A 12,508-nucleotide genomic window follows, 5' to 3' on the forward strand; every position below is an offset into this window, starting at 1 on the left:
CATTATCGACGGAAAACGCGTGCGGGGCATGGCGCCGCCGCCGTCGCGCGCTATTCTGGCGCCGACCATCCCATCAACACGTCTTTGATTCGGCGGCCCGACCATGAACGAGCTTCTCCTGCAGGCGGTGATCTATCTGGGCGCCGGCGTGATTGCGGTGCCGATCGCACACCGTCTCGGCCTCGGCTCGGTGCTGGGCTATCTGCTGGCCGGCGTGGCCATCGCACCGCTGCTCGACTGGATGGGGTCGGATCCGGAAAACGTCCAGACCTTCGCCGAGTTCGGCGTGGTGATGATGCTCTTCCTGATCGGCCTGGAACTCCAGCCACGCCTGTTATGGGAAATGCGCATGCGCCTGTTCGGGCTGGGCGGGCTGCAAGTGGCTGTGACGACGCTGGTCGTCGCGGTCGCGTGCCTGGGCTTCGGGCTGGACTGGCGGCTGGCGCTGGCGCTGGGCCTGATCATGGCGTTGTCCTCGACCGCCATCGTCCTGCAGACGCTGGGCGAAAAGGGCTGGCTGCGCACCGAGGGCGGGCAATCGGCCTTCTCCGTCCTCCTGTTCCAGGACATTGCCGTCATTCCGATGCTCGCCCTTCTGCCCTTCCTGGCGGTAGCGGGGGTAGACGCCGGCGCGGCGCATGGCGGCGGCGCCCATGGCGGGCCGGCGCCGTTCGCAGCCTGGCCGGCCTGGGCCCAGGGGTTGATGACGCTCGCCGTTGTCGGCGGTGTTATCCTGGGCGGCCGCTATCTCACACGCCCGGCCTTCCGCATCATCGCGCGTACGGGCCTGCACGAACTCTTTTTTACCGCGGCACTTGTGCTGATTGTCGGCATTGCCGTGTTGATGAGCATGGTCGGCCTGTCGCCGGCGCTGGGGACATTCCTGGCCGGGGTGCTGCTGGCGGAAAGCGAATACCGTCACGAGCTGGTCTCCGATCTCGAACCCTTCAAGGGCCTGCTGCTGGGCGTCTTCTTCATCACGGTCGGTGCGGGGATGGAGTTCGCCCTGCTGGGCAATGAGTTCGGCCTCATCATCGGCCTCACGCTCAGCCTCATCCTGGTGAAGGGCGCGATCCTCTTGGCGCTGGCCGTCCTGTTCCGGATGAAGGGGCGGGCCCGCTGGCTGTTCACCTTTGCGCTGGCCCAGAGCGGCGAGTTCGGTTTCGTGCTGCTCGCTTTCTCGACCAGCCTTCACGTCATCCCCGACGAGATCGCCGCAATTGCATCGCTGGTGGTCGCCTTGTCGATGATGGCGACGCCGCTTTTGATGATCGCCTTCGAGCGCTTTGTCTCGCCCCGGGTTGGCCGCAAGGCAGGGCAGGAGCGCGCCGAGGACACGATCGAGGAAGAGGCGCCCGTCATCATTGCGGGCATGGGGCGGTTCGGGCAGATCGTGCACCGCCTGCTGGTGATGGACGGTTACAAGCCGGTCGTTCTGGACAATTCGGCCGAGCATATCGACGGGCTGCGCAAATTCGGCATCCAGGTCTATTACGGCAATGCCCTGCGGCCCGGCCTGCTGGAAGCAGCGGGTATTGCCCGCGCCAAGCTGCTGGTCGTGTGCACCGATAATCGCGAACGTGCCGTCGAACTCGTCCAGCATGTGAAACAGCGCTATCCCGGCGTGCACATCATCGCCCGCGCCGCCAGCCGCGAACATGTCTACCAGCTGCGCGCCGCGGGGGCGGACAGCGCGGTGCGCGAAATGTTCGGCTCTTCCCTCGAGGCGGCGACCCAGTCGCTTGAAGTGCTCGGCGAAACGCGCCAGCGTGCCGAGAAGAAGGCGCTGGCCTTTGCCCATCACGACGAGGAAAGCCTGCGGCAATTGTTCGAGGTCTGGGATTCCCAGATCGATGTCTTCGACAATGAAGCCTATATCGAGCGGTCGCGGTCGCGCGTCGTGTCGCTGGCAGAGCTGATGGCCGAGGATGTTGGCGAACCCGATCCGGAAGACGAGCGCGATCCGCTGTCCTGACCGGCGCGGGCGACCGAAACACGGTTCCGTCCCGCAGCCTGAATGGTTAATGTCGGGCGGCTTTTGAATCGGGGACCGGGTTGGGACGTTTTCTTCTGGCAGTTCTGCTGGCCATGCTGCCAGGCGTGGCCACGGCTGCGTCTGACGACGAGCCGGTGATTGCTTCCGGCATTCCCGAGGCACCCCAGCCCGTGCGGACGGCCGATCTCGACCGCTGGGCGCTGCAGGTCACCGGATGGTCGCCGCAATCGGTCGCTGAACTGGCCGGCTTTCTTTACGAGGCACCGGGGCACGGACTGCCGGCCCTGGACAGTATTGCCGACTATCTGCTCGATCCGGACGTGCCATTCGAGCCGCAGGCAGCGGCGGCATCGCGGGCCGCGCTGCAATATACCGCTTGGCTGGAATACGGGCTGATCGACCAGGACACGCTGACACCGCGTCTGTTGACGGACAATGAGGCATCCCGGCTGGTCGCACGCCTCGTGGCAGCGCTGGATACCGGTCATGTCGAACAGGCGATCGCGCAAAGCCTGCCGGCGGTGCGCGACTACGACATCCTGCGCCGGGAAATGCTGCGCCTGATGACCGTGCGCCCGATCTGGCCGCAGATCGAGGGCGGCAATGCGCTGACGCTCGGCGATGCCGGGCTGCGGGTCGACCAGTTGCGCGCGCGGCTGGCGGCCGAGGGGCTGCTGGCGCCGGGCTGGTCAAGCGGCGATGCGTTCGACATGCGGCTGGACACCGCGCTGCGGCGCTATCAGGGGCGGGTGAACCTTTCGCCGACCGGGCGTCTGGACCGGCCGACCCTGCGCCAGCTGAACATCACACCCCAGGAGCGGATCGCGCAATTGCGCGCCAATCTCGAACAGCGGCGCTGGCGCACCCGGCAGCTGGGCGAGCGGCATATCTGGGTCAATCTCGCCGACTTCCACCTGGAGGCCTGGGAGAATGGTCGGCTGGCGCGCGAGCATGAGGTGATGATCGGCGGCCAGACCTCCTCGACACCGGAATTCTCCGAGGAGATGCAATACATCGTTCTCAATCCCTGGTGGGGTTTGCCATCAAGCTCGGCGCGCTCGCGCTTTTCCTCGATCCGGCGCAATCCGGGCATCGTCAATTCGCACGGTTTCCGCATCTACAATTCGGCTGGTGAGCCGATTTCGGTCTACGAGATCGACTGGAGCCGCTGGAATGATCGCTGGCCCTACCGGTTGTCGCAGCCGCCCGGGCCGACCAATCCGATGGGTGAGGTGAAGTTCATCTTCCCCAACCGGCACAATATCTACATTCACGACACGACCGAGCGGGACCGATTCGTGCGCACGCGCCGGGATTTCTCGGCCGGCTGCATCCGTGTGCAGGACCCGCTCGCCCTGGCCGAATGGGTGCTGGCGGGGCAGGCGGACTGGTCGCGGGCCCGGATTGACGCGGTCGTGTCCGGCAATACGCCCACCGTTGTCTGGCTGGACCAGCGCATTCCGGTCCATATCGCCTACTGGACGGTTGTGGGGGAGGCAGACGGTTCGGTTCGCTACCTGCACGACCTTTATCGCCGTGACGGGCGGCTGGTTGCTGCGTATGCGCAGGCTTTCGCGGCAGCAACCGCAGCGGGAGAAACCAGCCGGACAGGGGTGTTCGACGCAATCGCAGCTTTGCGCTAACTACGGGTTTCGGCATTTTCCGAAAAAAATCGGGAACCGATCCGGAGGTCGCTGCGTTGTGCGGTTGTACGGGGATGTGTGGCCCGGTCCCGGGGCACACTGTATCCTTGCTGCAACGCGACAAAATATTCCGGTCTTATCGGGGCTTTACCTGTCTGACCTATGGCGCTCGCGATCTAATTGTAGTAGGGGACGTACCAGGAGCGTCCGTCAGGACGATTCTTCGCGCCCGGCGCTGTGCTGGGCATGGTCAGTCACACCAAGGAGGCGAGAGCCTCTGGAGGGGGAATGATGAAAAAACGGCTTTTTACGGCGGTCGCCGTTGGGGCCTTCTTGGCAGCGGGTCCCGCGTTCGCTGACGAAGGCTGGTATGTCCGTGGTGCAGTCGGTTACGGCGGCCCGGGCGACACCGACGTTTCCGGCTCGCTGAATGGTGAAATCAGTGGTGAGAGCAATTGGCGTGAAGCCGTGGCTCTGGGCTACTCTTGGGCTGACGGCTTCCGTCTCGAAGGCGAACTGGCTCATCGTTACAACGACACCGGCGCGATCGGCGCGTTCGAGCACAGCCTGAGCGACTTCCAGATCTGGTCCGTGATGGCCAACGCCATCTTCGACTTCAATCCGGATGGCGCTTACCACCCGTATATCGGTGCTGGTCTGGGTCTGGGCGATGTGTCCGGCACCCTCACGGGCTTCTCGACGGGCACCACGCCCATCAACCCGACGGCAGCCGACTATGTGATCGCGCAGGACAGCGACAATCCGCTGGTGTGGCAGATCCTCGCCGGTATCGGCTGGGAGCTCACCGAGCAACTGACCCTGGACACCGAGTATCGTTACTTCTCGGCCGCCAGCACGGATTACGCGCCGAATGTGAGCGTCGACAACCTGTCCGGCCACGAGGCCTGGATCGGTCTGCGGTACGCGTTCGCGGCTCCGCCGCCCCCGCCGCCGCCCCCGCCGCCGCCTCCGCCGCCGCCTCCGCCCCCGCCGCCTCCGCCGCCGCCGCCTCCGCCGCCGTCGTGCAATGACGTGAGCTTCCCGGTCTACTTCGAGTGGGATCGCGCGGATCTGACGGATCAGGCTCGGGCCGTGATCTCTCAGGCTGCCAACCAGCGCGGCAATTGCGGTGTGACCCGCGTGTCCGTCGCCGGCCACGCCGACCGTTCGGGCGCTGCTGCCTACAACGTCGGCCTGTCCGAGCGCCGTGCCCGCGTCGTCCGCGACGAGCTGGTCCGCCTCGGCGTCCCGGCGAGCACGATCTCGATGGAAGCGTATGGCGAAACCCGCCCGGCGGTTCAGACCGCTGACGGTGTTCGCGAGCCGCTGAACCGTCGTTCGGAAGTGGTCATCGTTCTGGACTAAGTCCGGATCCGATGAACCGAAGGATTGCGGCCCGGCTCTTGCCGGGCCGCTTTTCTTTTGTCTGAAGGCGAGTGCCGCCAGCCTGGGTCCGTTTTGGCAAAATAGTGCACGAAACGCCCTGTTGCGGGGTCGATCTGGTCGCTTTTTCCGTCTTGCTGAGGCTGTGCTTGACCCGCCCGAAGCGCCGGTTCACACCGGATGCAACGCGGCGGCAGGGGCCTGGCCGCACCTGCAAGATTAGGGAGAACTTCCATGAGCAAGCCGGACAAGCCGTATCGCAAACGCGCGATCGCCGGGCACACGCTGAGCCCGGAAACCCAGATGATGAGCTATGGCTACGACCCGAAGCTCTCGGAAATGTCGATCAAGCCGCCGATCTTCCTGACCTCCACCTTCGCTTTCGAGAGCGCGGAGCAGGGTGCGGCCTTCTTCCGCATCAATGTCGGCCAGGCTGAAGAGGGCGACCCGGAAGCCGCCGGCCTGATGTATTCGCGCTTCAACAATCCCAATATGGAAGTGCTGGAAGACCGTCTCGCCCTTTATGACGGCGCCGAGGAATGCTGTGTCTTCTCCTCCGGTATGGCGGCCATCTCCACCACGCTGATGGGCCTGGCGCACTCCGGCTCGGTGATTCTCCAGTCGACCCCGCTTTATGGCGGCACGGAAAGCCTGATCCGCAAATTCCTGCCGAATTACGGCATCCAGTCGGTCGACTTCTTTGCCGGCGCCCACGAGGACGAGATCCACGCCGCCGCCGACGAGGCGCTGGCCAAGGGTGAGGTCTCGGTCATCTACACCGAGACGCCGACCAATCCGACCAATGACCAGGTCGACCTGAATGTTTGCCGCCGCCTTGTCGACCTGATCGAGAAGAAGCAGGGCAAGCGCCCCTATCTCGTTGTCGACAACACCTTCCTCGGCCCGGTCGGCCAGAAGCCGATCGAGCTCGGCGCAGATGTGGTCGTCTACTCGCTGACCAAATATATCGGTGGCCATTCCGACCTGATCGCCGGCTCGGCCTCCGGCACAACCGACGCCATGGCACAGATCCGCAGCCTGCGCGGTTATCTGGGGACGAATCTGGATCCGCACACCTGCTGGATGCTGCTGCGCTCGCTGGAAACGGTGAAGCTGCGCATGGAAGCGGCCGCGCTCGGTGCCCGAAAGGTCGCCGAATTCCTGCGCGATCACCCCAAGGTCAACCGGGTGCGCTATCTGGGCTTCCTGGAAGATGGCACGCGTGATGGCGATGTCTTCAAGGCCCAGTCCACCTCGGCCGGTTCCACCTTTGCCTTTGACCTGGAGAGCGAGGCGGCAGCCTTCCGCATGCTCAACGCCTTGCAGGTGATGAAGCTGGCGGTGAGCCTCGGCGGAACCGAAACGCTGATCTGCCACCCGGGTTCGACGACTCACCGCGGTGTCGATCCGGAGCTGCGCAAGCGTCAGGGCTTCTCCGACGGTCTGGTGCGCATCTCGGTCGGTATCGAGAATCCCGACGACCTGATCGCCGACCTGAAACAGGCGCTTGAACACGCCTGATCCTGATCCGTCTCGCATCACTCCCGCGCGGTCTCTGCCGCGCGGGGGTAGACCCGTCCATTTAAACGGCTATCACTGAGACATGCAGGACAAACTCGATCTCAACCCCGACGAGCGCGCCGTGCTCGACTGGATCGACAGCCGCGCCGATCACATGATCGACACGGTGAAGGCGTGGTCGGCGATCAATTCCGGCAGCCGCAATGCGGACGGTCTGGAGCGCATGCGCGCCTGTCTGGAAACCGCCTTTGGCGAGCTGGGCGGCGAAATATCCGCCATCGACCTGCCGCCGACGACGATTGTCGATCCCGATGGAACCGTGCGTGAGCAGGCATTCACGCCCTCCTTCCACTGCCGGCTGCGGCCGCAGGCGCCGATCCGCATTGTCATGACCGGTCACCATGACACGGTCTTCCCGGCGGACAGTCATTTCCAGTCGACCGAGCTGTGGGACGCCGACACGCTGAACGGCCCCGGTGTCGCAGACATGAAGGGCGGCATCCTGGTGATGTTGCACGGACTCCTCGGCCTGGAGCGTTCTCCCTGGAAGGACGAGATCGGCGTCGATGTGCTGATCAGTCCGGACGAGGAGATCGGCTCGCTGGGCTCCGGCCCCATCATCGCCGATCTGGGCGCCGGCGCCGATATCGGCATGACCTATGAACCGGCCCTGGCCGATGGCTCGCTGGCCGGCGCGCGCAAGGGATCGGGCAATTGGTCGCTGAAAGTGTCCGGCCGTGCCGCCCATGCCGGACGCGAGCACCATCTGGGCCGCAACGCCCTGGCCGCCGCCTGCCAGTTCGGCCTGGGGCTGGACGAGCTCAATGGCCGGCGTGAGGGCGTGACCTTCAATCTCGCCCGCATCGATGGCGGCGGTCCGCCGAATGTCGTGCCGGACAATGCGGTGGCGCGTTTCAATGTGCGCGTGAAGACCGAGAATGACCGCACCTGGGTCGAGGCCGAGCTGGAACGCCTGGTCGACGAGATCCGCGTGCGCGATGGTATCGCGGCCGAGCTGCATGGCGGCTTTACCCGTCCGCCCAAACCCATGAGCCCGGCCAATGCCCGCATGTTCGAATGGACGAAGGCGGCGGGCGGCGCGCTGGGCCTGGACATCCGCTGGCAGGACACGGGCGGTGTGTGCGAGGGGAATAATCTGTGGGCGGCCGGCTGTCCCAATGTCGATACGCTGGGCGTGCGCGGCGCCGATATCCATTCCGATCGCGAGATCGTCAAACTGTCGAGCTTTGCCGAACGGGCCAAGCTGTCGGCGGTGATGCTGATGAAATTTGCCCGGGGCGAGTTCAACGCCAAGGAAGCGCGCGCTCTGGCAAGAACCCAGTAAAAACAGGCATGATCGGGGAGAGAGCATGCTGATTGTACGTGCGGCCAAACGCACCGACACAGACGCGCTTGTGGGTCTGGCGCAGGAAGCGGGAACCGGTTTCACATCCCTGGCCGTACCGGCCGATGTGCTGGCGGCGCGCCTGGAAAAATCCGAGGCGATCTTTTCGACGCCGGAGCCGGGCCAGACCGAGGATGCCTACCAGCTGATGCTGGAGGATACCGAAACCGGCCGCATCGTCGGCTGTTCGGCTGTGAAATCGATGGTGGGTGTGTCGAAACCCTACTGGGATTTCAAAATCATCACCCTGGCCCAGCATTCCTACGAGGCCGAACGCCGCTTCGACATGGATGCCATGCTTCTGGTCAATGACTTTGCCGGTGCATCGGAAGTGGGCACGCTCTTCGTGTCCGAGGCCGGGCGCGGTACCGGCGCCGGACGGCTCGTCGCCCAGTCGCGCTACCTCATGATGGCGGCCGACCGCTCGCGCTTTGGCGAGCGTGTGCTGGCCGAGCTGCGCGGCGTGGTCCATGACGACGGATCCTCGCCCTTCTTCGATGCGGTGTCGCGGCCCTTCTTCCGGATGGATTTCGACGATGCCGACCGGCTGTCGGCGTCGACCGACAACCAGTTCATCCTCGATCTGGGCCCGCAGCACCTGATCTATCTCGACCTGCTGCCGCCCGAAGTGCGCGAAGTGATCGGCAAGCCGCATCCGCACGGGGAGGGGGCCTATAATCTCCTGCTCTGGGAGGGGTTCCACTACGACCGCTATGTCGACATTTTCGATGGCGGCCCGCTGGTCTCTACCTGGACCGAGAATATCCGCACCCTGCGCGAGAGCCGCGAGGTGACCGTGCGGTCGGCGACGACGACGGGCGGTGTCGACGGCATATTGTCGACCGACCGTTTCCCGGACTTCCGGACCTGTCACGCCCAGGTTGTCGATGATGGCGACATTCTGGGCATTTCCTACGAAACCATGCAGGCGCTCGATCTGGCCGAAGGCGATCGCGCCCGCTTCTGGCGACGAATGAGGTGATTTCATGCTGCTGATCGATGGCCAATGGCGCGCGGGCAATGGCGCTGACATGCACTCGGAAAACCCGGCCGATGGCAGCCGCGTGTGGAGCGGCAAGGCCGCCACGGCGGAGGATGTGGACGCCGCCTTCAAGGCCGCGCGGGCGGCTTTCCCGGCCTGGGGGCGCAGCCTCTATCCCGAGCGTGTCGCCATCGTCGAGGCCTACCAGGCCTATCTCGAGGCGCACAAGGCCGAGCTCGCCGAGCTGATCTCGCGCGAGACCGGCAAGCCGCGCTGGGAAGGCCTGGCGGAAGCCGGCGCCATGACCGGCAAGATCGCCATCTCGAAGAGGGCCTATGCCGACCGCACGGGCGAACAGTCGTCGGACACCGCCTTTGGCTATGCCGCCCTGGCGCACAAGCCATTGGGCGTGATGTTCGTGCTGGGCCCGTACAACTTCCCCGGCCATTTGCCGAACGGCCATATCGTGCCGGCCCTGCTGGCGGGCAATACGATCGTCTTCAAACCGTCCGAGATGACCCCGGCCGTGGGCGAGTTCATGGCCAAGGCCTGGGAGGCTGCCGGCCTGCCCAAGGGCGTGCTGAACCTCGTGCAGGGCGCGCGCGAGACGGGCGCCGCCGCGCTGGATCATGCCGATCTGGACGGTGTGCTGTTCACCGGTTCCTGGGGCACGGGCAAGTTCATCCACGAGAAGTTCGCCGGCCGCACCGGTATCCAGCTGGCGCTGGAAATGGGCGGCAATAACCCGCTGGTCGTCTGGGATGCCGAAGATGCCGAGGCCGCGGCCCGCGTCGCGGTGCATTCCGCCTACATCACGGCTGGCCAGCGCTGTTCCTGCGCGCGCCGCCTGATCCTGCCCGAGGGCGCAGCCGGCGATGCCGTGATCGAGGCGATCGACCGCATCGCAGGCCAGCTGAGCATCGGCCGCTGGGACGCCGACCCGGAACCCTTTATCGGCCCGCTGGTCTCCGCACAGGCCGCGCGCGGCGTGCTGGCCGCCCAGGACGACCTCCTGTCGCGTGGTGCAAAAGCGATCCGCAAGGCGGAGACCGTTGCGGACCTGGGCGAGGCCTTCCTGCGTCCGGGCCTGATCGACGTCACCGGTGTGGATGTGCCGGACGAGGAAGTCTTCGGCCCGCTGATCCAGGTGGTGCGCGTTGCCTCTTTCGACGCCGCCATCGCGGCCGCAAACGATACCGCCTATGGCCTCTCGGCCGGTCTGGTCTCGGACGATGAAGCCCTGTGGGAGCGTTTCTGGGTGGAAGCCCGCGCCGGTATCGTCAACTGGAACCGGCCGACCTGCGGTGCGGCCTCGAACATGCCCTTCGGCGGGCCGGGCCAGTCGGGCAATCTGCGGCCCAGCGCCTTCTATGCCGCCGACTACTGCGCCTATCCGGTCGCCACGCAGGCCCAGTCGAAGCCCGAGCGCATGCCGGTCAAGGGAGTGGATTGATGGCGCGCGCGGTCGAGGTGAATTTCGACGGGCTGGTCGGCCCGACGCATAATTATGGCGGCCTGTCCGAGGGCAATCTGGCCAGTGCGAAGAATGAAGGCCTGGTGTCCTCGCCGCGCCAGGGCGTGCTGGAAGGCCTCGCCAAGATGAAACGCCTGGCCGATAGCGGCCTGGTGCAGGGCCTGCTGCCGCCGCATGAACGCCCCTATCTGCCGCTGCTGCGCCGGGCCGGTTTCTCCGGCTCCGACGCGTCGGTGATCGAGGCCGCCTGGAAGACGGCGCCGGGCCTGTTGCGCAAGGCGTGCTCGGCCTCGCCCATGTGGGCCGCCAATGCTGCGACCGTGTCGCCGTCGGCCGATACGGCCGACAGCCGCCTGCATCTCACCCCGGCCAATCTGCTGACCACGCTGCACCGTTCCATCGAGGGCGAGCAGACCCGCCGGGCCCTGCAATGGGCTTTCCCGGACACGGCCCGTTTTGCCGTGCACGACGTCCTGCCCATGCAGCCGGATTTTGCCGATGAGGGCGCGGCCAATCATGTGCGCCTGTGTGCCGAGCAGGGCGGTCCGGGTGTCGAGATCTTCGTCTATGGCCGCGAGGCCGGCGAGGCCTGGAGCGGCAAATTCCCGGCACGCCAGACGCTGGAAGCCTGCCAGGCGGTCGCCCGTTCGCACGGGCTCGACCCGAAACGCACCGTCTTCATCCGCCAGTCGTCCGAGGCGATTGCCGCCGGTGCCTTCCACAACGACGTCGTCTGCGTCGGTACGCGCACCACGCTCTTCTTCCATGAACTCGCCTTTGCCGACCGTGAGGCAGCCCTGGCTGCGATCCGCAAAGCGGCCGAGGGTCTGTTTGAGCCGGATTTCGTCGAGGTGCCCGAAGCCGAGGTGCCCGTCGGCGACGCCATCACCAGCTATCTGTTCAATTCGCAATTGCTGGAATGGCCCGGCGAGGACCGCCTGGTGCTGATCGCGCCGAAGGAGACCGAGGAAACCGAGACCACGCGCGCCTACTGTGCGGCGATGACGGCGGGCAATGGTCCGATCGGCCGGGTGGAGTTCGTCGAGGTGCGCCAGTCCATGCGCAATGGCGGCGGACCGGCCTGCCTGCGCCTGCGCGTCGTGCTGACCGCGGAGGAGCGGGCCGCCGTGGCGCCGCAGGCGCTGATGTCGGACGGGCTCTATGACACGCTGGTGGTCTGGGCGGACAAGCACTACCGCGACCGGCTGGAACCGAATGATCTGGCCGACCCGGCCTTGCTGCGCGAGAGCCGCGAGGCGCTGGACGCGCTGACCGGAATTCTCGGCCTGGGCGGGGATTATTATCCGTTTCAGCGAGCCTGAAGCATTTTCAGCAAAAGTGGGAACCGGTTTTGCGATTCGAAAATGCGATCACCCAGGATCCGGCATTTTCAGCAAAAGTGGGAACCGGTTTTGCGGTTCGAAAATGCGATCACCCAGGATCCGGCATTTTCAGCAAAAGTGGGAACCGGTTTTGCGGTTCGAAAATGCGATCACTCAAAAACCCGAGCCATTTCATCGGCCGCAATGGTGATCAAAGGACTCGGGGCTTGCTTAACCGCGCTTTTGCAAAACGTTCGCTTTGCACTATCCAAACCGGCAAATCATGCTAGGTTCCGCGCCGTCTGATCGTGGGGAGCAGATATTGAGCCAGAGCCAGAGCGTTTCCGTCATTCTGGTCGATGACGACCCGGACGAGCATTTTCTGTTCCAGGCGGATCTGGAAGATGCCGGCGTGCGGTTCAGCTTTGCGGCGTTTACCCGCCCCGAAGACGCGCTCGCCCACCTGCGCGACAAGGGCGACGGTCCGGCCGTCGTCTTCACCGATCTTTCCCTGGCCGGCGCGAATGCGCTCGACTTCATTGTCTCGGTCCAGCCGCTGCTGGGCGGCGGTGCGGTGGGTGTCTATTCCGGTGCGCGCAATCCGGAGATGGAAGCGAAGTGCCGCGAGGCCGGATCCAGCTTCTACATCGTCAAACCGGTCACCCGCGAGAACTTCTCCAGCATGATCGCCGGGCTGGGCGCGGTGTGTCTGGAAGAAGACCGCGAGACCGGCGATCTGCACCTGCGCCGCGCGGGCAGCGCCGCGGCCTGAACCGCCTGAG

9 protein-coding genes are annotated in these 12,508 nt (G+C 65.3%); all 9 read left to right on the plus strand.

Going from position 1 to position 12,508, the window contains the following annotated elements:
* Positions 1–103: 103 nt before the first annotated feature.
* The 9 genes from ACXAJV_RS08780 to ACXAJV_RS08820 all read left to right on the plus strand — a co-directional run bounded on the left by ACXAJV_RS08780 (position 104) and on the right by ACXAJV_RS08820 (position 12,498).
* Entirely contained in the window at positions 104–1,975 is a 1,872-nt protein-coding gene (locus tag ACXAJV_RS08780) for a monovalent cation:proton antiporter-2 (CPA2) family protein (RefSeq protein WP_475084312.1), read from the plus strand.
* Between the two features lie 80 nt (positions 1,976–2,055).
* Positions 2,056–3,639, plus strand: coding sequence for a L,D-transpeptidase family protein (locus ACXAJV_RS08785; RefSeq protein WP_475084314.1), 1,584 nt, complete (start codon positions 2,056–2,058; stop codon positions 3,637–3,639).
* Between the two features lie 288 nt (positions 3,640–3,927).
* On the plus strand, positions 3,928–5,004 hold the full coding sequence (locus ACXAJV_RS08790) for an OmpA family protein (protein ID WP_475084316.1): 1,077 nt from the start codon (positions 3,928–3,930) through the stop codon (positions 5,002–5,004).
* A 252-nt stretch (positions 5,005–5,256) separates the two neighbouring features.
* Positions 5,257–6,543: a cystathionine gamma-synthase family protein gene (locus tag ACXAJV_RS08795; RefSeq protein ID WP_475084317.1), complete on the plus strand. Its 1,287-nt coding sequence runs from the start codon at positions 5,257–5,259 to the stop codon at positions 6,541–6,543.
* A gap of 82 nt (positions 6,544–6,625) precedes the next feature.
* Positions 6,626–7,888: a hydrolase gene (locus ACXAJV_RS08800; protein WP_475084319.1), complete on the plus strand. Its 1,263-nt coding sequence runs from the start codon at positions 6,626–6,628 to the stop codon at positions 7,886–7,888.
* Between the two features lie 25 nt (positions 7,889–7,913).
* Positions 7,914–8,930: an arginine N-succinyltransferase gene (locus ACXAJV_RS08805; protein WP_475084321.1), complete on the plus strand. Its 1,017-nt coding sequence runs from the start codon at positions 7,914–7,916 to the stop codon at positions 8,928–8,930.
* A gap of 4 nt (positions 8,931–8,934) precedes the next feature.
* The gene (gene astD / locus ACXAJV_RS08810; RefSeq protein ID WP_475084323.1) at positions 8,935–10,383 is read left to right on the plus strand and encodes a succinylglutamate-semialdehyde dehydrogenase; all 1,449 of its coding nucleotides are present in this window, start codon (positions 8,935–8,937) and stop codon (positions 10,381–10,383) included.
* On the plus strand, positions 10,383–11,726 hold the full coding sequence (gene astB / locus ACXAJV_RS08815) for an N-succinylarginine dihydrolase (protein ID WP_475084325.1): 1,344 nt from the start codon (positions 10,383–10,385) through the stop codon (positions 11,724–11,726). The genes astD and astB overlap by 1 nt, the downstream gene beginning before the upstream one ends.
* 322 nt (positions 11,727–12,048) lie before the next feature.
* Entirely contained in the window at positions 12,049–12,498 is a 450-nt protein-coding gene (locus ACXAJV_RS08820) for a response regulator (RefSeq protein ID WP_475084327.1), read from the plus strand.
* The last annotated feature ends 10 nt before the right edge of the window (positions 12,499–12,508 follow it).

Source organism: Maricaulis sp. ABE4_448, from assembly GCF_056160825.1.

Coding starts and splice junctions, on each gene's coding strand:
- ACXAJV_RS08780 (WP_475084312.1), top strand. CDS start 104: ATGAACGAGCTTCTCCTGCAGGCGGTGATCTATCTGGGCGCCGGCGTG.
- ACXAJV_RS08790 (WP_475084316.1), top strand. CDS start 3,928: ATGATGAAAAAACGGCTTTTTACGGCGGTCGCCGTTGGGGCCTTCTTG.
- ACXAJV_RS08795 (WP_475084317.1), top strand. CDS start 5,257: ATGAGCAAGCCGGACAAGCCGTATCGCAAACGCGCGATCGCCGGGCAC.
- ACXAJV_RS08800 (WP_475084319.1), top strand. CDS start 6,626: ATGCAGGACAAACTCGATCTCAACCCCGACGAGCGCGCCGTGCTCGAC.
- ACXAJV_RS08805 (WP_475084321.1), top strand. CDS start 7,914: ATGCTGATTGTACGTGCGGCCAAACGCACCGACACAGACGCGCTTGTG.
- astD (WP_475084323.1), top strand. CDS start 8,935: ATGCTGCTGATCGATGGCCAATGGCGCGCGGGCAATGGCGCTGACATG.
- astB (WP_475084325.1), top strand. CDS start 10,383: ATGGCGCGCGCGGTCGAGGTGAATTTCGACGGGCTGGTCGGCCCGACG.